Raw genomic sequence first — 18,303 nt, 5'->3', positions numbered from 1 at the left:
GAGGCCGCCTCAAACTGGTTGCAGAAACCGGCGGCGCGATTACTCGGCCGAGGCTTCGGCTTCCGCTTCGCCGGCATCGCCAGCCGACTTCAGCGCCGACGGAGCAACGATGGTGGCGATCGTCAGATCGTCTTCGTGGCTGTGGTCGACAGCGCCGGAGGGCAGCTTGATGGACGAGATGTGGATGGCATCGCCGATGTCCAGACCCGTCAGGTCGACGGTGACTTCCTCGGGGATCTTGTCGGCCGAAACGGTCAGGTCGAGCGTGTGGTGCACGATATTGAGCGTGCCGCCGCGCTTGATGCCCGGGGAGGCTTCTTCATTGATGAAGTTCACATGCACCTGGACGTTGAGCTTGGTGCTCTTGCCGACGCGCAGGAAATCGACGTGGATCGGGAAGTCCTTCACCGGGTCGAGCTGGTAGTCGCGCGGAATCACGCGGTGCTTGGTGCCGTCAACATCGAGCTCGATGATGTGGCTGAGGAAGCCGCCAGCGTAGATGTACTTGTGTGCATCCTTGTAGGCGAGGGCGATGGTGACGGGGGCCTTCTTGTCACCGTAGATAACAGCAGGGACCAGTCCCTGACGGCGCAGTTCGCGAGCGGCCCCCTTGCCAACTCCGTCACGCGCCTGTGCCTTGAGCACTTTAGTCGTCGCAGCCATGGAAATATCCATTCTGGTTGGTGTATGCGTCACTACAACAGCATACGCGCCCGTCCTCCAGGGGTGACGAGCGCTTCATGGCGCGGGCTATAGCCCAAACGCGGGCGGCGGGCAAGCGGGAAGCCTAGCCATCCTGCAGCGCCTGGCGCCGGGCGATGAGATAATGCCGCTCAGCCTCGTCGGTGGAGAGGCCAATGGCGATATTGAAGGCTTCGAGCGCGTCCTGGCGATCACCGGCCCGGGCCGCCAGATGGCCGCGGGTAGCCCAATAGGGCTGATAATCAGCCATGCGCGGATCGCCCGCGACGGAGTCGAGAGCGGCCAGGGCTTCGCGTGGACCCGCGGTCTCGGCCAGCGCGGCGGCGCGGTTGAGCGCAACCACGGGCGAGTGCGTCAGCGCGAACAACACATCGTAGAGCGCCACGATGGACCGCCAATCGGTCTGGGCGGAGACTCGCCCGGCGACATGGGCGGACTGGATGGCCGCCTCGATCTGGTAGCGGCCAGTGGGGCCGGCGCGGTTGGCTGCATGCAGCAGCGATTCCGCCTTCGCGATGATGGCGCGGTCCCAGAGCCCAGTGTCCTGCGCGTCGAGTGGAATATAGGCGCCGTCGGCACCGCGCCGGGCCGCGCGCCGCGCCTCGGCATAGAGCATCAGCGCCAGCATGCCCTTGGCCTCGGGTTCATCGGGCGCCAAAGCGACCACCAGCTGGCCCAGCCAGATGGCTTCGCCCGCCAGGCGATCGGCAGCCGTGTCGCCGATCTGCGTCCAGCCCTTGGAATAGGCGGCATAAATGGCTTCGAGTACCGCATCGAGGCGCCCCGCCAGCTCGTCGCGATCGGGAATGGCGAAGGCGGCACCCGCCTCGCGCAGCCTGGCCTTGGCCCGCACGAGGCGCTGCCCCATGGTGGCGGGCGGGATCAGGAAGGCCGCAGCAATATCGATGGCGGTCAGGCCCAATATGGTCTGCAGGATCAGCGGCGCACGCATGCCCGGCTCGACGGCGGGGTGGGCGCAGGCGAACATCAGCGCCAGGCGACGATCGGGAATATTGTCTTGCTGCATGGCGGCATCGTCCATCTCCTCGTGCATCAGCTTGAGATGCACTTCGCCCTCGCGACGAGTCTGGCGCCGCCGCATGGCGTCGGTCTGGCGGCGGCGGGCCACGGTCAGCAGCCAGGCGTCCGGATTGTCGGGCACACCATGGACGGGCCAGGTGTGCAGGGCGCTGGCGAAGGCCTCCGCCAGCGCATCTTCGGCACCCGCGACATCGCGGGTACGGGCGGCCAGATAGGCCAGGAGCCGGCCATAGCTGTCGCGCGCGACGCGCTCGGCAGTCTGGCGGGCAGTCGCCGCGTTCATTGCGGGCGCGTCGGCCAGATGGGGCGCACCTCGACGGTGCCATACTGGGCGCTGGGGCAGCGCGCGGCCCATTGCACGGCCTGCTCGACATCGGGCAGGTCCATCATGAAATAGCCGGCGAACTGTTCCTTGCTCTCCATATAGGGACCATCAAACAGCTCGGTCTTGCCATTGCGCTGGGTGACGGCGCGGCCCTTGCTGGCGTGTTCGAGCCGCAGGCCCGAGGTGCCGCCGGCCTTGGCCAGCGCCTGGTTGAAGGCGGCATATTCGTTCCACAGCGAAGGTGGCGCTGCGGCCAGGAGTTCGTCGTCGTGGTGGATCAACATCATGAACTGCATGGCTTTTCTCCTCAGCCCTGAACCACGGGGCGCACTTCGATGGTGCCATGGCGCGACGCCGGGCACTGCAGCGCCCAGTCCATGGCCTTGTCCAGATCGGGGGCTTCGATGATGTAGAAGCCGCCGAACTGTTCCTTGGTGTCGGCATAGGGGCCGTCAAGCACTTCGGTGCGGCCGTTGCGGATGCGGACGCTGGCCGCATCTGTGGTGGGCCGCAGGCGCTCGCCTGCCACCATGGCGCCAGCCTTGACCAGGGCCATGTTGTAGGCGGCATAGTCCGGGGTCATGCCGGTGGCGTCGGTGGGTGTCGCCTCCATCATGGCGCGTTCATTGCCGTGGATCAGCAGCATAAATTGCATAGGAAAGTCTCCTGTGGTGGCTCGGGTGCTCTCACTCCGATGCAACAATGTCGGAGAGTGCCCGAGCCTTTCGACTCTTCCAGCAGAAAAATGTCAGTCGGGACCAAATTGCGGGTGATAGGGGCGGATTTCGATGTGGCCCCAGGTGGCCGCCGGGCACTGGGCGGCCAGGGCTATGGCCGCGGCCATGTCGGGCGCTGCGATGATGAAATAGCCACCGAACTGTTCGCGGGTGTCGGCATAGGGGCCGTCATGCACCTTGAGCTCGCCGCCCTGGGTGGTGATGGTGCGGGCCGTGTCGGTGGTCTGCAGCGCGGCGGTGCCAACAAAGGCGCCGGCTTTCTCCAGCGTCGCCTGATAAGCCGCCATCTGGTTCATGAAGCCGGCCATCTGGTCGGGTGGGATTGCCATGCCGGCCTTTTCGTCGGCGAAGAGCATCAGCAAATAGTTCATGGTCGCACTCCTTTGTCGGCAACATAGCCAGTCAGGGCAATGTCGCGCGAGATAGAGTGATTTCGACAGGTGCCTAGTCGAACAGGCTGGAAACGCTCTGTTCGCTGGCGGTGCGGGCGATGGCTTCGCCGATCAGCGGGGCAATGGCCAGGCGGCGGATATTGCCGGCCAGGCGCTGGGCCTCGGTTTCCTCGATGGAATCGGTAACCACCAGTTCCTTGAGTTTGCTGGCGGCGATGCGCTCGGAAGCGCCTTCGGACAGCACGCCATGGGTGATGTAAGCCGAGACCTGCTTGGCGCCGGCCTTGAGCAGGGCCTCGGCAGCGTTGACCAGGGTGCCGCCGCTGTCGACGATGTCGTCGATCAGGATGCAGGACTGGCCCGAGACGTCGCCGATGATGTTCATCACTTCGGACACACCGGCGCGGGGGCGGCGCTTGTCGACGATGGCGAGATTGGCGCCGATGCGGCTGGCGACATTGCGGGCACGCACCACGCCACCGACGTCGGGCGAGACGATCATGACGTTCTTGACGTCATAATTGTCCTGAATGTCGCGCACCATCACGGGGGCGGCAGTCAGATTGTCGGTGGGGATATCGAAAAAGCCCTGGATCTGGCTGGCATGCAGGTCGAGCGTCAGCACGCGATTGGCACCGGCCTGGGTGATGAGGTTGGCGACCAGCTTGGCCGAAATGGGGGTGCGCGGCGCCGATTTGCGATCCTGACGGGCGTAGCCGAAATAGGGGAGCACGGCGGTGATGCGGCGGGCCGATGAGCGACGGAGCGCGTCGGTGAGGATCAACAGCTCCATCAGGTTGTCATTGGCCGGAAAGCTTGTCGATTGCAGGATGAAGGCATCCTCGCCGCGCACATTCTCATGCACCTCGACATAGACTTCCTTGTCCGCGAAGCGCTTGACCGTACAATCTGTCAGGGGGAGCTCAAGATAGCTGGCAATGGCCTGGGCAAGGGCCCGGTTGGAGTTGCCGGTCACCAGCTTCATGGGCGCGATCCTGTCTCAACCGGCCTCCGGGAGCGAGGCCTTCCAGTTTCGCGGGCAGCTTTAGCGAGTCCCTGTCAGACTCGCAACGCCGCAATTGGTCGATAGGTAAACAATTAAAGCCAACCGATCATGGCGATCTGCCGCCCGGTGCGGGTGTGCTGGTGTGTGGCACGGCGGTGGGAGAAATAGCGGTCGGCATCGGCATAGGTGCAGGCGCCGGCGCGCTCGACCGTGGCGACGCCCGCCCCGCGAAGCTGTTCCACCACAAAGCCGGGCAGATCAAAATGGGGTTGTCCGCCTGCCGGCGCCGAGAAATGGTGCGCGCCGCCGGGATGAAGCGCGAGAAAATCGCGCTCGAACTGGGCGCCGACTTCGTAGTTCTCGGGATAGATGGTGGGGCCGATGGCCGCCACGATGCGGGTGCGCTCGGCCCCCACGGCGACCATGGCATCAATGGTGGTGCCACAGATGCCGTCGACAGCGCCGCGCCAGCCGGCATGGGCGGCGCCGATGACACCAGCCTCCCTGTCAGCCAGCAGAATCGGCGTGCAGTCGGCGGTCATGATGCCCAGCACCAGACCGGGGGTAGTGGTCACCATGGCATCGGCATCGACCAGCGGCTGGGGCGATGTCGGGGCATCCACGGTCACGACGGTATTGGAATGCACCTGGCGCAGCAGGCAGAGCGTGGTAGCGGCAAAGCCGAGCTGGGTGGCGGCATCGGCGCGGTTGCGGATGACATTGTCTTCGTCGTCGCCAACAGTCAGGGACATGTTGTTGCCGGCAAACTCGCCGGACGAAACGCCGCCCTGGCGGCCGAAGAAGGCATGCTTCAGTCCAGGGACGACGGCGAGGGCCGGGGCCTGCTCAAAGGGGGCGGTCATCATTCGAACCCCGGCGGCTGCAGGCCTGGGCTGGCGGCACAGAAGGCCTTGAACAGATTGCCCATCTGTTCAGGCGCGACCAGGCGCGCCTTGGCGGCGGCCAGCTCATCGGCCATGCCGGGATTGGCGGCGATCAGGGCGCTGGCGCGCTGGTTGATACCCATGCGGGTGAGGAACTGACCCTGGGTGGCCAGTGGCTGCACCGTCAGGCCGGCGCCCTTGGCGACCGTGCCAAGCGCCTCGAAATCGACATGGGCGGAGATGTCCACCTCGCCGGGGGCGTCGAGCACGTCGGCATACTGATGACGGCGCACGCCCTGCAGCGTTTCCCCCGTCTGGGTGCGGGCATAGCCATAGTCGATGGCGAGAATCGCGCCGCCCTGGGTGGAGATGGTGGTGGCCAGGCGGTTCATCACCTCGCCACTGGCCAGGCCCACTTCGAGCACCGCATTGGGTTCGGCATCGGCAACAACTTCAGGCATGGCCGAGGCCGGGATGGGCGTGGGGTTGAGGCCGAAGCGGCGCTGGCCATCGACGAGACCCACCATGCGCTCGTGCCAGCCCTGTTCGCCGCGCACGAACTGGCGGATAGGCAGGGCGTCGAAGAATTCATTGGCGACCACAAGAAGCGGGCCGGGGCCGACCTTGTCGAAGCCATCGATCCACTTGGCGCCATAGGCTTCCAGCCGTGCATTCTGTTCCGCGATCAGGGCCAGATTGGTTTCGAACAGGCGCAGGTCCAGCGCATCGCGAAATCCTTCGGCCCGGCAGGCGACACGTAGGATGTCGGCCATCAGCGTGCCGCGGCCGGGGCCCAGCTCGAGCAGGGTGAATTCCTTGGGGCTGCCCATCTGCTGCCAGAGATTGACGAAGAAGAAGCCGATCAGCTCGCCGAACATCTGGCTGATCTCCGGCGCCGTCACGAAGTCACCGGCCGTGCCGAGCGGATCGGCATTGCGGTAGTAGCCCTTGGTGGGGTGGGTGAGGCACAGACCCATATAGGTGGCCACCGACATGGGGCCGGTGGTGCGGATCTGCATGTCGATCAGTTCGGGCAGGCTGGGGCTTTGTTCAGTCATGAGCACCTTGATCAGTCATTGGCCAGGTCCGGCTCGGGTGCAGGGCGGGCGCATCCAGGGGTCGGGGCGGACATGGACGGGCTTTCTGACCAGAGTGGGGCGCCTGGCGGCATTTCAGCCGCGCAGCGGGCTTTGCTTGCGCGTTCCGGCATAAACCACAAGGCCGATCCCCGCCAGAACCGGCGGCAGGCTGAGGAGCATGCCCATGGTGAGCCAGCCGCCCCAGAGATAGCCCAGTTGCGGATCGGGCAGGCGCACAAATTCGACAGCGATACGGCTCAGGCCATAGCCAATGCCGAAGATGCCGGCGACCATGCCGGGGCGGCGCAGGCTGTAAAAGACATGGGTGAACACCCGGATGACCAGGAACAGTAGCAGCCCCTCAAGCGCAGCTTCATAGAGCTGGCTGGGATGGCGCGGCACGAGATCGGGGTCGGTGGGGAAGATCACGCCCCAGGGCAGGGTGGTGGGGGCGCCATAGAGCTCGGCATTGATGAAATTGGCGATGCGGACCAGGAAAATGCCGATGGTGGAAACCGAGGCGATCAGGTCCAGAGCGCTCAGCCAATTGCCGCCCTTGGAGCGGGTGAAAACGATGGCCGCGATCATCAGGCCAATCATGCCACCGTGGTAAGACATGCCGCCGTCGAGGGTGTTGATGATCTCGGTCGGGTTGGCCAGGTAGAAGGGGAGATTGTAGAACAGCACGTATCCGGCGCGGCCACCGATGACGATGGCCAGCATGGTCCAGAAGGCGAAATCCCAGATATCGGGGGCCTTGAAGGGCGGCTGGCCCTTGTGCCACAGCCCGGTGTTGGCAAGCAGGCGGTAGCCATAGGCGGCGCCCAGGCCGACGCCGAACAGATAGCCCAGCGCATACCAGCGCACGGCAAGGGGGCCGATGGCAAAGGCAACCGGATTGATATCGGGAAAGGGCACGCTTTGGCTCCTGCGGCAATCGGGCGGACCATTGCCGCTTCGGCCTCTCTGGTCAAGTCGGCAGCCATCGCCTAAGTATCAAGACACCAATCCGAACCAAACGGGGTATGCGATGAACCAGAGCAACAGGATCTTTGACGGGCTTGGCCGCGTCATGAACGAGGCCGCTGGCGTCGCTGACGGGGTTCGCCGCGAGGTGGAGACCGTGGTCAAGGGCCAGGCCCAGCGCATTGTTGCCGACATGGACCTGGTCAAGCGCGAGGATTTTGACGCGCTGCGCGAACTGGTGCAGGTGCAGGGCGAAGAAATCGATGCCTTGCGGCGCGAACTGGCCGAACTCAAGGGCAAGCCTGCCAAAGCCCAGTAGGATATGCGGCTCGCCATCATCTCGGATGTGCATGGCAATGTTCTGGCACTCGATGCGGTGCTGGCCGATATCGCCCGCCAGGGTGTCGATGCCACACTATGCCTGGGCGACCATGTGAGCGGTCCGCTGGACCCGGCCGGCGCCGCCGACCGACTGATGGCGCTCGATGGCCCGGTGATCCGCGGCAATCATGACCGCTGGCTGATCGATCCGCAGGACAAGGGGTTGGACCCGGTCGACCGCTTCGCGCTGATGCGGATGAAGCAGAGCCACCGCGCCTGGCTTGCCGATTTGCCGGCAACGGCCGTGTTCAATGGCGAAGTGTTTCTCTGCCACGGCACGCCGCAGTCCGACGTGATGCCTTGGGTCGATGGCTGGTTTCAGGACCGGCAGACCATCTTGCCGCCGCTCGAGACCGTCGCGCGACTTGCCGAGGGCGTCGACTTCCCCGTCATGCTGTGTGGCCACACCCACATCGCCCGGGCCGTTCGCCTGCCCGACGGGCGGCAGATCATCAATCCGGGTGCGGTGGGGCTTCAACTGGTGCACGGATCGCCCGATGCCCGCTATGCGATCATCGAACGGCGCGGTGGCCAGTGGTTCACCGACCTGCGGGTGGTGCCCTATGACTATATGGCCGCAGGCGAGAAAGCGGTCGCCAACGGCTTTGCGCCCTGGCAGGCGGCGCTGCAGACCGGCTGGGTCGATGCAACTGGCCTGTTTTGACCCATTTTGACCTGTTGAGAGAGTGTTTGTGTTAACACTTGGTTAACCCTTCACCCTCGATCATCATCCACAAGAGAATGGTGTTCCTGCTCTGCGTCGCGTCCCCTGAATCAGTGGGGACGTGTACGGTCTGAGCATCGGGACGATTCGTAAGCCCTTGTACGGGCATTGAGTTCCCTGAGTATCCGACAGTTGCGCGCCCCAAGGGCTGCATCAATTCCAATACGCGTTGCCAGGACACAATACGTCTATGTCACTTATTCAAGTCGAGATTGATCGCAATGTTCACCCGGTGGACATTATTGAGCACATTGCCTCGATCAATGACTGGACATTCGAGCGCCAGGACGCCGACGAGATTTCCATCTCGGTTCGCGGCGGCTGGAGTGACTATCACGTGTCTTTCAACTGGATGGAAGATCTGGAGAGCCTGCACATCGCCAGCGCCTTCGACCTGAAGGTGCCCGAGGGCCGGCGCGCCGAGATCAAGCAACTCATCTCGCTGATCAACGAACAGCTCTGGATTGGCCATTTCGACATCTGGAACAAGGAAGGCGTGGTGCTGTTCCGCAATTCACACCTGCTGACCGGCGGAGCCGAAGTGTCGCCGCAACAGTGCGAAGCGCTGTTGCGTTCGGCGACGGACAGTTGCGATCTCTACTACCAGGCGTTCCAGTTCGTGGTCTGGGCCGGCAAGACGGCTGCGGACGCGCTGAGCCATGTGATGTTTGAAACCGTAGGTGAAGCATGAGCGCGCCATTGCGATCCATCGGGCCGGTCATGCTCGTCGGTGCCGGCAAGATGGGGCTGGCGCTGGCGCGGGGCTGGCTTGATGCCGGCCTGCCGCCCAACAATCTCATTCTTGTCGATCCGTCGCCTGCACCGGCTGCCAAGGAACTGGCCGAGGACTACGGCCTGACTTTGTACAGCCAGGCCAGTGGGTTGACGCCAAATGTGCTGGTTCTGGCTGTGAAGCCGCAGATCATCGATGGGGTGATGGAAAGCCTGGCGCCGGTTATAGGACCGAACACGCTGGCCATTTCGATTGCGGCAGGCATTGACCTGGCGCGGCTGGCAAGTCGGCTGGGCACGGGTCGGGTCGTCCGCGCCATGCCCAATACCCCGGCCCAGGTCGGCAAGGGGATCACCGGACTGGTCGCTGGCAGCGATATTGCGCTGGCTGACCGCGACACCGCCGATGCGCTGCTGCAGGCGGCAGGGCAGGTGGTGTGGCTGGACAACGAAGGCCAGATCGATGCCGTGACGGCGGTTTCGGGCTCGGGCCCTGCCTATGTGTTCCACATGGTCGAGGCGTTGGCGGCTGCCGCGCGGGCGCAGGGCCTGTCCGATGCGGTTGCCGATCAGCTGGCCCGACAGACCGTGATCGGTTCTGCTGCGCTGCTGGATGCCGACGGCACGGCGCCGTCGATACTGCGTGAGAATGTGACCTCCCCCAATGGCACCACGGCCGCCGGCCTTTCCGTGTTGATGGGCGAGCCGGGGCTCACCGATCTGGTGGGACGCACGGTGGCAGCCGCACGCGCCCGCAGTGAAGAACTCGGGCGCGGCTAGCGCCAGACAAAAAAAAAGGGCGCGTTCCCTCCTACCGGACGCGCCCCAATTCCGAGTTCGGTCTCGATCAGCTCAAGCAGGCGTGAGATTGTCTGCGGCCGACTTGCCGGTCCGCTTGTCCTTGACGATCTCGTAGTTGATCTTCTGACCTTCATCGAGGCCATTCAGGCCGGACCGCTGAATGGCGGAGATGTGGACGAAGACGTCCGCCCCGCCTTCATCGGGCTGGATGAAGCCGTAGCCCTTTTGACCGTTAAACCATTTTACGGTGCCAGTTGCCATGATGCGCGTTCCCTCGTGCAGTCTGCTGGTAGGCAGCCTGGGCCACTATTGGTCCAGGCTTGTAGTGATATCGAAATATCGGAAATTGACGTCAGCAGAGGCGAATGGACGTTCGCAGGTTCAGATCGGTCGGCCGCAATATTCGATCTGGTGACTTTAGCGTTAAAAACTTCGACGTTCAATACTCCGCCGCAGCATGCCAAAGGGGCTGAGTCGAACACAGTGACGGCGGCGTTGGGCGCTTGTGATGCCAAGTATTGATAGGAAAATCCCAAGAAGTGTGGGCGCTGCCAACAAGATGTGGCTGGAATTGGCGTGGTCGTTGCAACGGGTTGGGCGGGGGCTCCAAGACTAAGGGGAAATGCTGACGTGCGTCGCGCCGCTGGCACCGAGCGTGCCATGCGGTGCCACCGGGCCAGCCCTGCGCAGTGCCGGCCCTGCAAGCCTCTTGCGTTCTGCCGCGTTTTCAGTCAAATCCGCGCGCCGGGCGATTGGGCCCGTTGCTCCCTGAGATCTTTCGTCTTGACCAAGGCGTTTCATTCTTCCGGCGATGTGATCGCCGACCGCCGCGCGGGTTATGCCAAAATGCTGGCTGACGGCGGCGACTTCAGCGCGGCTGCCGAACTGATGCAGCAGGCACTCGAACTGGCGCCCGACTGGGCTGCAGGCTGGGACCTGCTGGGCAGCTATTGCGACAAGGCCGGCGACACCGCCGGCGCCATATCGGCCTGGCGCCATGTCGAGGCGCTGGACGATGCCGGCGTGTTCGGTGCGCAGCTCAAGCTGGCCGTGCACGGTGCCGCTGCGGCGGGGCAGGGTACCGCAGTGAGCTATGTCGAGGCGCTTTTCGACCAATATGCGCCCCAGTTCGAAGAGTCGCTGGTGGGCAAGCTGGGCTATCGCGTGCCTGAAATTCTGGACGATCTGGTCCGCGCCGAGATGGAGCGGCTGGGAATCGAGCAGTTCCAGCGCGGGCTTGATCTGGGTTGTGGCACCGGGCTGATGGGCGAACGCCTGCGCGCCAAGGTGGCGCATCTGGAAGGCGTGGACATTTCGGCAGCCATGATCGCTGAAACGGCCCGCAAGGGCATTTATGATCGACTCGACAAGGCGGAACTGGTGGCGGCGCTCAATGCCCGCCGGGCCGATGCCGATCTTGTCACGGCGGCAGATGTGTTCATCTATTGTGGCGCGCTGCAGCCCGTGCTGGCGGCACTGGTGCCGGCCTTGCGGCCAGCAGGTATCGTGGCCTTTTCGCTCGAGGCCCATGACGGCGAGGAGGCTGTGTTCCTGCGCCCCTCGCTGCGTTATGCCCACGGCGTCAACGCAACGCGCGACGCAGTGATCGCGGCGGGGCTCGAAATCCTGCGGTTCGAAACCGTGGTGTTGCGGTTCGACCGTGGCGCGCCGATAACCGGCATTATCGTGGTGGCGCGCAAGCCACCCAATGTGTTGACTGCGGCCAATGATGGATCGGAAACGGGCGGGGACGTGGCGGCATAGGCCATAGCCATCGACGCGGGATTGCGGTTAGGTGCAGCAACCAAATCGGGACCTGCCCATGAATACGATCCGTTTCGACTTTCGCTCCGACACCGTGACCCGGCCATCGTCCGGCATGCGCACGGCCATGGCCGATGCAGAGGTTGGCGACGATGTGTTCGGCGATGATCCAACTGTTCGACTGCTTGAGCAGCGCATGGCGGCAATGCTGGGCAAGGATGCTGCGTTGTTCGTGCCGAGCGGGACGCAGTCGAACCTGTTGGCACTGATGAGCCATTGTGGGCGCGGCGATGAGTATATCGCCGGGCAGCAGGCGCATCTCTATAGCCACGAAGCCGGTGGTGCGGCCGTGCTGGGCTCGATCCAGCCACAGCCGATTGCGCATCAGGCTGACGGGACGCTGGCGCTGGCCGATATCGAGGCGGCCATCAAGCCTGACGACAGCCACTATGCGCGCACCCGCGTGATTGCGCTGGAAAACACTTTTGGCGGGCGCGCGTTGCCCATGGGCTATATGCGCGATGTGGCCGAGATTGCCCGGCGCCATGGCCTGGGCCTGCACCTGGACGGGGCACGCGCGTTCAATGCCTGCACCGCTTTGGGGGTTGGGATTGCTGAATTCACCGCGCCGTTCGACACGGTGTCGATCTGCCTGTCCAAGGGGTTGGGCGCGCCGGTGGGTTCTGTACTGACTGGACGGCAGGACCTGATCGACATGGCGCGGCGCCATCGCAAGATGCTGGGCGGCGGCATGCGGCAGTCCGGCATTCTGGCGGCCGCGGGGCTCTACGCGCTGGACCACAACATAGCGCGGCTGGTTGAGGACCATCGCCGCGCCAAGCGCCTCGCCGAGGGTCTTTCAGCCTACCCGGCAATCCGGCTCGACATGCCCGACACCAATATCATCTTCGTGGACATGGACCCTGATGTTGGCGAGCGCTTCATGGCCTTCCTCAACGAGCAGGGCGTGGGCATCACCGGCACCTATGGTCAGCAGCGCTGGGTGACCCATCTGGACGTTGACGATGCGGCGGTGGACGGAGCCCTGGCGGTGGTTGAATCGTTCTTCGCCTGAGACTGGGTACGCCCTGGTCAGTGCTTGCGCGAAGCCCGCAGGAAATAGACGTCGCCGATAACTTCAGCCCGACGGAAGGCAATAGCGGAGAGCTCGTCATCATTGAGCGCTGACTCCCGCCAGACGACGTCGATCGACGAATCCTGGCCCAGGTTCCGGTCGATGGCGATGAAACGGTAAAAGGCGTCATCGCGAACGGACTCGGGATGTTCGCCGCCGGTCCATTGATAATGGCCGGCTTCGGCATTGGCCCAATAGCCAAGCACTGCCAGTTGCGACACGGCGAAGGCGGGGGTGGCAATGTCATCGGACTGCGCGGCATAGACCTCCGGCCATTCGGGCAGGTTGCCGTCCATTTCGGTCCATTGGACGACATCGTTGAATGTCATGTCCAGATCCAAGCAGGTTCGCCCCATGCAGTCCGCTTTCGACGCTTCCTTGTCCGATACCGTGCGCACGCTGGCGTTGATCAGGACGGCTGAATTGTTCATCAGCGGCTGAAAGGCAAACCGCCAGGCCATGTGGTCGCCGAGACCAAAATCTGCCGTGTCCGCGGTGTCGTCGGCGCCAAATTCGTCGACCGTCAGATCGTGAATGGTCGGTCCAAGATTGTAGTGGATCACCTCGATCAGGCTGACAGGTGTGCCATCTTCAGCGATCAGTTCGCCATAGGAGAGCTGGGTGCGGGTGCGGGTCGATGGAATGGCCTGGGTGGCGATCAAGAGCGCCTTTTCGATGGGCCCAACGGTGCCGCCGGGCGAAACCTTGTCCGTGTCCAGCCATTGTTCGGAGAGATCGATTTCCAGCGGCACGGTGTCGACGGCGTCAAAGCCGGGGGCGTCGATAAACGCCTGGACCTGGTCGTCAATTGTCTGGGCCCAGGCTATGGCGGTTCCGGCCAGCAGAAGGGCAATGGCAGTGGCTAGGCGGATCATGATGTTCCCCATGGTCTGGCGGGTCTTTTGACGCAATCGAGCACGAATGCAGACAGACGGAAAGGTGCCGGAGGCCATTTCCCGTGCGGGACGACCTCCGGCCTGTCAAATGCGGCGGGTACGATCAGCTATAGCCAAGTGCCTGCCGGATAGCGATCTCGACGGGGGAATAGGCGTCATTGACCCTCTCGATCTGGAGGGGTTGGCGCGGCAGCAGTGCCGGCTGGGCCATGAACTTGACGCTGTTGCCGCGGTTGAGCTGAGCGGCATGCACCAGGAAGGGATGGCACAGGAAGACCGTGCCGGCCGGGCCAGTGGCCAGGGCTTCTCGACCGGTATCAAACCAGTCCGGGCGATCCGCGAGCATATCGCGTAGTGAGCGCCCGGCGTCGCCTGCCGGGGCGAGATACTGTGCGACGGCCAGATGAGAGCCCGGACGAAGCCTGGTGGGCGCGTCTTCGTCTCCGACGTCGGAGAACAGGAACAGCATCAGCAGCGCCCGCCCGCGCGACTGGACGTTGACCCGCCAATCGAGAAAGTCTGGCGCCTCATGGCCGAAGCTGACGTCGACATGCCAGCCGGTGTCTCCGGCATCGGTGGCCGATGGGAAGCGGATGGGAAAGGTGCCAAGGCTGCCCCGGGGCAACCAGCGGCCCGGGCCGACAAGCTGGTCGTAGGCCGCTTGCAGGATTGGCGTATTGGCAATCTGCTGGAAGATCGGCTGGGCCATGTCACCCAGCCTTACGACAGGCTGGGTCCAGGTGGACCGATCGTCGGGATTGCAGCCGCTGGCCGCCCAGAGAATGGCGCGGGCCTGAGCGGCTTGCTCTGGCGAAAAGGCATTGTCGAGACGGACGAAGCCGTCGGTTACGAAGGCGTCGATCTGCGCGTCGGTGAACGCGGGAATGGTGTCAGGCATTGAAATGTCCATAAGTTCGCAAGGCCGTCGCTGAGGACAGCCGGATCGAGCGAGCGAACCGCTCGGGTCAAATGCTCCAGTGAGCGCCCTCAGGCGCTCAAGTGCACTGCGAACCGAATGGACTTGGTCATCATCATGATGACCACAGGATAGCGGCGTGATCTGGAGTGTCAATCCAGTCGATCAGGGCGCCTCGCCCCAGGGGGGCGAGGCAAACAATCAAGCTGCGAAGTAGCTCTGCAGCGAGTTGACGGTCAGGCTGCCCTTCTGCAAGGCAATGATCCCTTCCACGGCGGCGAGGGCGCCGTCGATCGTGGTGTAGTAGGGGATCTTGGCCAGAAGGGCCGTGCGGCGGATGTCGCGGCTGTCGCTGATCGACTTCATGCCATCGGTGGTGTTGATCACCAGTTGCACGCCGCCATTCTTCATGGAATCCACGATGTGCGGACGACCCTCGAGCACCTTGTTGATCTTGTCGGCGGCAATGCCGTTGTCGACCAGATAGCGCTGCGTGCCGCCGGTGGCGAGGATCTTGAAGCCGCCTTCCGCCAGGTGACGGGCCATGTCGACGATGTACTTCTTGTCCTCGTCGCGCACCGAGATGAATACGGCGCCGCTGGTGGGCACCTTGGAGCCGGCACCCATCTGTGATTTGGCGAAGGCCATGGCGAAATCGGTGTCGAGGCCAATGACCTCACCGGTCGATTTCATTTCCGGGCCCAGAACCGTATCGACGCCGGGGAAGCGGCTGAAGGGGAACACGGCTTCCTTGACCGCGACATGGCGGAAGGTCTTTTCCTCGAGCCCAAAGCTCTCCAGCGTCTCGCCGGCCATGATGCGCGAGGCGATCTTGGCGATGGGCTGGCCGATGACCTTGGCGACGAAGGGCACTGTGCGGCTGGCGCGCGGATTGACTTCGAGCAGGTAGATGACGCCGTCCTTGAGCGCATACTGCACGTTCATCAGGCCGCCAACCTTGAGAGCAAAGGCCAGTTCGCGCGTCTGGCGCTTGAGCTCGGCAATCACCTCGGGAGACAGGTTCTGCGGGGGCAGCGAGCAGGCGCTGTCGCCCGAGTGAATGCCGGCTTCCTCGATATGTTCCATGATGCCGGCGACAAAGACGTCCTTGCCGTCGCACAGGGCGTCGACGTCGATTTCGGTGGCGCCGGAGAGATAGGCGTCAAACAGCAGCGGATTATCGGAGAGGACCGAGTTGATCTGGCCGGTCTTGTCGTTGGGGTAGCGCAGCATGATGTGCGGCGGCACGAGGCCGGTCAGCGTATCCTGCACATAGCGCTCGAACTCGCTGGAGGAATGGACAATCGCCATGGCGCGGCCGCCCAGCACGTAGGATGGGCGGATCACCAGGGGATAGCCCAGGCGCTCGGCGACGAGGCGGGCCTGTTCCAGACTATAGGCGATGCCGTTCTTGGGCTGGGTCAGCTCAAGCTTGTTGAGCAGCTTGGAGAAGAGGTCACGGTCTTCGGCTAGGTCGATGGCGTCGGGCTGGGTGCCCAGGATGGTGACGCCGGCCTTCTGCACAGCCTCGGCCAGGTTGAGCGGGGTCTGGCCGCCAAACTGCACGATTACGCCATGCAGCGTGCCGTTTTCCTTCTCGCGCTCGAGGATCTCGATGACGTCTTCTTCGGTCAGAGGCTCGAAATAGAGGCGGTCTGAGGTGTCATAGTCGGTCGAGACAGTCTCGGGGTTGCAGTTGACCATGATGGTTTCATAGCCGGCGTCGGCCAGCGCGAAGGCCGCATGGCAGCAGCAATAGTCGAACTCGATGCCCTGGCCGATACGGTTGGGACCGCCGCCGAGGATGACCACCTTCTTGCGGTCGGACGGGCGCGCCTCGTCGGCAACGCTGCCGGCAAACGGCGTCTCATAGGTGGAGTACATGTAGGCGGTGGGCGAGGCGAACTCAGCGGCCGAGGTGTCGATGCGCTTGTAGGCCGGGCGGACGGAGAGGCTGTGGCGCAGGGCGCGCACATCGCTGGTCTTGATATTGGCCAGCTGAGCCAGGCGGGCGTCCGAGAAGCCCATGGCCTTCAGGCTGCGCAGATTGGCGGCATCCTGAGGCAGGCCGAACTCGCGGACCTTGGCTTCGGTGTCAATGATGCCCTGCATCTGCTCGAGGAACCAGGGGTCGATCTTGCAGGCCTCGTGGATGTCCTCAAGGCTCATGCCCAGGCGCATGGCTTCTGCCACGTGCAGCAGGCGGTCTGGCGTGGCGGTGCCGAGGGCTGCCTTGATGGCATTCTTGTCTTCACCTTCGCCGAGACCGGGAATGCCGATTTCGTTGAGACCAGTGAGGCCGGTTTCAAGCGAGCGTAGCGCCTTCTGCAGGCTTTCCTGGAAAGTGCGGCCGATCGCCATGGCTTCGCCGACCGACTTCATCGAGGTGGTCAGGCGGTTGTCGGCGCCAGGGAACTTCTCGAAGGCAAAACGCGGGATCTTGGTGACGACATAGTCGATGGTGGGCTCAAAGCTCGCCGGGGTCATGCCGCCGGTGATGTCATTGTCCAGCTCGTCGAGCGTGTAGCCGACGGCCAGGCGTGCGGCGACCTTGGCGATGGGGAAGCCGGTGGCCTTGGAAGCCAAGGCCGAGGAGCGCGACACGCGCGGGTTCATCTCGATGACCACCATGCGGCCATCGGCAGGGTTGATACCGAACTGGACGTTGGAGCCGCCGGTCTCGACGCCGATCTCGCGCAGGACCGCGAGGCTCGCGTCACGCATGATCTGGTATTCCTTGTCGGTCAGCGTCAGCGCCGGAGCGACAGTGATGGAATCGCCGGTGTGGACGCCCATAGGATCGATGTTTTCGATCGAGCAGACGATGATGCAGTTGTCCTTCTTGTCGCGGACAACTTCCATTTCATATTCCTTCCAGCCGAGGACGCTTTCCTCGACCAGGACTTCATTGGTCGGGCTGGCATCGACGCCGCTCTCGACAATGGCGAGATATTCCTCGCGGTTGTAGGCAATGCCGCCGCCGGTGCCGCCCAGGGTGAAGCTGGGGCGGATGATGCAGGGCAGCCCGATCACTTCGAGCGCCTGCAGGGCCTCGATGGTGTTGTGTGCCAGCATGGAGCGCGGGGTTTCCAGCCCGATTTTCTTCATGGCGTCGCGGAACAGCTCGCGGTCCTCGGCCTTGTCGATGGCCTCGGCGGTGGCACCGATCATCTCGACGCCGAACTTGTCGAGGATACCCATCTTGCGCAGGCTGAGGGCGCAGTTCAGTGCCGTCTGGCCACCCATGGTGGGGAGCAGCGCGTCGGGGCGTTCCTTCTCGATGATCTTGGCGACCACTTCAGGGGTGATCGGCTCCATATAGGTGGCATCGGCCAGGTCCGGATCGGTCATGATCGTGGCCGGATTGGAGTTGACCAGGATGATGCGGTAGCCCTCTTCCTTGAGGGCCTTGCAGGCCTGGGTGCCGGAATAGTCGAACTCGCAGGCCTGGCCGATGATGATCGGACCCGCACCGATGATGAGGATCGATTTGATGTCGGTACGTTTTGGCATGGTGCTCGCTCAACTGTGTCTACGTGTGTCGCACTTCCGAACCGGATCAGTGGGGCCCACTGTCCTGGAAGCACTCCGAGTCGCAGGGCGGTAAGGAAGAATCGCCCGGACAGCACCTGTCTCGTGGCAAACCCGCACTGCAACTGAGCGCTGCGGCGCGGGGGGTAGGGTCAGACATGGTGGTTAAGTGGGCTCTCTAGCGGAGATGGTCTGGAAAGGGAAGGGGTGGCGGCAATTGAGTTGCGGGCTTCCCCACCGTGTTGCCGAATGGGTGCAGCGACCAGCGCGAATAGCGGCGACAGGTCGTTG

At 63.7% G+C, this 18,303-nt stretch carries 19 protein-coding genes; 6 read left to right on the top strand and 13 right to left on the bottom strand.

Annotated elements, in window-relative coordinates; translation table 11 throughout:
- Positions 1 to 39: 39 nt before the first annotated feature.
- From K1177_RS10385 to lgt, 9 genes are all read right to left on the bottom strand, one after another.
- The gene (locus K1177_RS10385) at positions 40 to 663 is read right to left on the bottom strand and encodes a 50S ribosomal protein L25/general stress protein Ctc (protein WP_224703230.1); all 624 of its coding nucleotides are present in this window, start codon (positions 661 to 663) and stop codon (positions 40 to 42) included.
- A gap of 124 nt (positions 664 to 787) precedes the next feature.
- A complete protein-coding gene (locus K1177_RS10380; RefSeq protein ID WP_224703229.1) occupies positions 788 to 2,026 on the bottom strand; it encodes an RNA polymerase sigma factor in 1,239 nt (412 codons plus the stop codon).
- Complete coding sequence (locus K1177_RS10375) at positions 2,023 to 2,364, bottom strand: YciI family protein (RefSeq protein WP_224703228.1); 342 nt, start codon at positions 2,362 to 2,364, stop codon at positions 2,023 to 2,025. Before K1177_RS10375 ends, K1177_RS10380 begins: the two co-directional genes overlap by 4 nt.
- A gap of 11 nt (positions 2,365 to 2,375) precedes the next feature.
- On the bottom strand, positions 2,376 to 2,723 hold the full coding sequence (locus K1177_RS10370; protein WP_224703227.1) for a YciI family protein: 348 nt from the start codon (positions 2,721 to 2,723) through the stop codon (positions 2,376 to 2,378).
- Between the two features lie 93 nt (positions 2,724 to 2,816).
- Positions 2,817 to 3,176 (bottom strand): YciI family protein, encoded by a 360-nt coding sequence (locus tag K1177_RS10365; RefSeq protein WP_224703226.1) that lies wholly within the window; start codon positions 3,174 to 3,176, stop codon positions 2,817 to 2,819.
- Between the two features lie 73 nt (positions 3,177 to 3,249).
- Positions 3,250 to 4,182: a ribose-phosphate pyrophosphokinase gene (locus tag K1177_RS10360; protein ID WP_263574804.1), complete on the bottom strand. Its 933-nt coding sequence runs from the start codon at positions 4,180 to 4,182 to the stop codon at positions 3,250 to 3,252.
- A 113-nt stretch (positions 4,183 to 4,295) separates the two neighbouring features.
- On the bottom strand, positions 4,296 to 5,066 hold the full coding sequence (gene pgeF, locus K1177_RS10355) for a peptidoglycan editing factor PgeF (protein WP_224703225.1): 771 nt from the start codon (positions 5,064 to 5,066) through the stop codon (positions 4,296 to 4,298).
- Positions 5,066 to 6,145, bottom strand: a complete 1,080-nt coding sequence (locus tag K1177_RS10350) for a class I SAM-dependent methyltransferase (protein ID WP_224703224.1) — start codon at positions 6,143 to 6,145, stop codon at positions 5,066 to 5,068. Before K1177_RS10350 ends, pgeF begins: the two co-directional genes overlap by 1 nt.
- Before the next feature lie 114 nt (positions 6,146 to 6,259).
- The gene (gene lgt / locus K1177_RS10345) at positions 6,260 to 7,084 is read right to left on the bottom strand and encodes a prolipoprotein diacylglyceryl transferase (protein WP_224703223.1); all 825 of its coding nucleotides are present in this window, start codon (positions 7,082 to 7,084) and stop codon (positions 6,260 to 6,262) included.
- Positions 7,085 to 7,196: 112 nt separating this feature from the next.
- Between lgt and K1177_RS10340 the strand changes: the two genes are divergently transcribed.
- From K1177_RS10340 to proC, 4 genes are all read left to right on the top strand, one after another.
- Positions 7,197 to 7,451, top strand: coding sequence for an accessory factor UbiK family protein (locus K1177_RS10340; RefSeq protein ID WP_224703222.1), 255 nt, complete (start codon positions 7,197 to 7,199; stop codon positions 7,449 to 7,451).
- A gap of 3 nt (positions 7,452 to 7,454) precedes the next feature.
- A complete protein-coding gene (locus K1177_RS10335; protein WP_224703221.1) occupies positions 7,455 to 8,177 on the top strand; it encodes a metallophosphoesterase family protein in 723 nt (240 codons plus the stop codon).
- A gap of 250 nt (positions 8,178 to 8,427) precedes the next feature.
- A complete protein-coding gene (locus K1177_RS10330) occupies positions 8,428 to 8,928 on the top strand; it encodes a type III secretion system chaperone family protein (RefSeq protein ID WP_224703220.1) in 501 nt (166 codons plus the stop codon).
- The gene (proC, locus tag K1177_RS10325; protein ID WP_224703219.1) at positions 8,925 to 9,749 is read left to right on the top strand and encodes a pyrroline-5-carboxylate reductase; all 825 of its coding nucleotides are present in this window, start codon (positions 8,925 to 8,927) and stop codon (positions 9,747 to 9,749) included. Before K1177_RS10330 ends, proC begins: the two co-directional genes overlap by 4 nt.
- 72 nt (positions 9,750 to 9,821) lie before the next feature.
- Here proC and K1177_RS10320 read toward each other — a convergent pair whose 3' ends face one another.
- Positions 9,822 to 10,031, bottom strand: a complete 210-nt coding sequence (locus K1177_RS10320) for a cold-shock protein (RefSeq protein WP_137152801.1) — start codon at positions 10,029 to 10,031, stop codon at positions 9,822 to 9,824.
- Positions 10,032 to 10,553: 522 nt separating this feature from the next.
- On the opposite strand from K1177_RS10320, the gene K1177_RS10315 reads away from it, so the two are divergent.
- Both K1177_RS10315 and ltaE read left to right on the top strand, forming a co-directional pair.
- On the top strand, positions 10,554 to 11,534 hold the full coding sequence (locus K1177_RS10315) for a methyltransferase (protein ID WP_224703218.1): 981 nt from the start codon (positions 10,554 to 10,556) through the stop codon (positions 11,532 to 11,534).
- A 58-nt stretch (positions 11,535 to 11,592) separates the two neighbouring features.
- On the top strand, positions 11,593 to 12,609 hold the full coding sequence (ltaE, locus tag K1177_RS10310) for a low-specificity L-threonine aldolase (protein WP_224703217.1): 1,017 nt from the start codon (positions 11,593 to 11,595) through the stop codon (positions 12,607 to 12,609).
- A 17-nt stretch (positions 12,610 to 12,626) separates the two neighbouring features.
- On the opposite strand, the gene K1177_RS10305 is transcribed toward ltaE, so the two are convergent.
- From K1177_RS10305 to carB, 3 genes are all read right to left on the bottom strand, one after another.
- Positions 12,627 to 13,544: a hypothetical protein gene (locus K1177_RS10305; RefSeq protein ID WP_224703216.1), complete on the bottom strand. Its 918-nt coding sequence runs from the start codon at positions 13,542 to 13,544 to the stop codon at positions 12,627 to 12,629.
- A 124-nt stretch (positions 13,545 to 13,668) separates the two neighbouring features.
- Entirely contained in the window at positions 13,669 to 14,463 is a 795-nt protein-coding gene (locus K1177_RS10300) for a phytanoyl-CoA dioxygenase family protein (protein ID WP_224703215.1), read from the bottom strand.
- 219 nt (positions 14,464 to 14,682) lie between these two features.
- Positions 14,683 to 17,994 carry a carbamoyl-phosphate synthase large subunit gene (gene carB / locus K1177_RS10295; protein ID WP_224703214.1) on the bottom strand — a complete coding sequence of 1,104 codons (3,312 nt, stop codon included), beginning with the start codon at positions 17,992 to 17,994 and terminating at the stop codon, positions 14,683 to 14,685.
- Positions 17,995 to 18,303: the final 309 nt, after the last annotated feature.

The organism is Devosia aquimaris, assembly GCF_020169335.1.
Lineage (GTDB): Bacteria > Pseudomonadota > Alphaproteobacteria > Rhizobiales > Devosiaceae > Devosia > Devosia aquimaris.
The sequence above is the reverse complement of the archived record's forward strand: the minus strand, read 5'-3'. Positions and strand labels throughout refer to the sequence as shown.

Bases quoted from the DNA above. Each gene is read 5' to 3' on its own strand.
- K1177_RS10385 (WP_224703230.1), bottom strand. From the start codon at position 663: ATGGCTGCGACGACTAAAGTGCTCAAGGCACAGGCGCGTGACGGAGTT.
- K1177_RS10380 (WP_224703229.1), bottom strand. From the start codon at position 2,026: ATGAACGCGGCGACTGCCCGCCAGACTGCCGAGCGCGTCGCGCGCGAC.
- K1177_RS10375 (WP_224703228.1), bottom strand. From the start codon at position 2,364: ATGCAGTTCATGATGTTGATCCACCACGACGACGAACTCCTGGCCGCA.
- K1177_RS10370 (WP_224703227.1), bottom strand. From the start codon at position 2,723: ATGCAATTTATGCTGCTGATCCACGGCAATGAACGCGCCATGATGGAG.
- K1177_RS10365 (WP_224703226.1), bottom strand. From the start codon at position 3,176: ATGAACTATTTGCTGATGCTCTTCGCCGACGAAAAGGCCGGCATGGCA.
- K1177_RS10360 (WP_263574804.1), bottom strand. From the start codon at position 4,182: ATGAAGCTGGTGACCGGCAACTCCAACCGGGCCCTTGCCCAGGCCATT.
- pgeF (WP_224703225.1), bottom strand. From the start codon at position 5,066: ATGACCGCCCCCTTTGAGCAGGCCCCGGCCCTCGCCGTCGTCCCTGGA.
- K1177_RS10350 (WP_224703224.1), bottom strand. From the start codon at position 6,145: ATGACTGAACAAAGCCCCAGCCTGCCCGAACTGATCGACATGCAGATC.
- K1177_RS10340 (WP_224703222.1), top strand. From the start codon at position 7,197: ATGAACCAGAGCAACAGGATCTTTGACGGGCTTGGCCGCGTCATGAAC.
- K1177_RS10335 (WP_224703221.1), top strand. From the start codon at position 7,455: ATGCGGCTCGCCATCATCTCGGATGTGCATGGCAATGTTCTGGCACTC.
- K1177_RS10330 (WP_224703220.1), top strand. From the start codon at position 8,428: ATGTCACTTATTCAAGTCGAGATTGATCGCAATGTTCACCCGGTGGAC.
- proC (WP_224703219.1), top strand. From the start codon at position 8,925: ATGAGCGCGCCATTGCGATCCATCGGGCCGGTCATGCTCGTCGGTGCC.
- K1177_RS10320 (WP_137152801.1), bottom strand. From the start codon at position 10,031: ATGGCAACTGGCACCGTAAAATGGTTTAACGGTCAAAAGGGCTACGGC.
- ltaE (WP_224703217.1), top strand. From the start codon at position 11,593: ATGAATACGATCCGTTTCGACTTTCGCTCCGACACCGTGACCCGGCCA.
- K1177_RS10305 (WP_224703216.1), bottom strand. From the start codon at position 13,544: ATGATCCGCCTAGCCACTGCCATTGCCCTTCTGCTGGCCGGAACCGCC.
- K1177_RS10300 (WP_224703215.1), bottom strand. From the start codon at position 14,463: ATGCCTGACACCATTCCCGCGTTCACCGACGCGCAGATCGACGCCTTC.
- carB (WP_224703214.1), bottom strand. From the start codon at position 17,994: ATGCCAAAACGTACCGACATCAAATCGATCCTCATCATCGGTGCGGGT.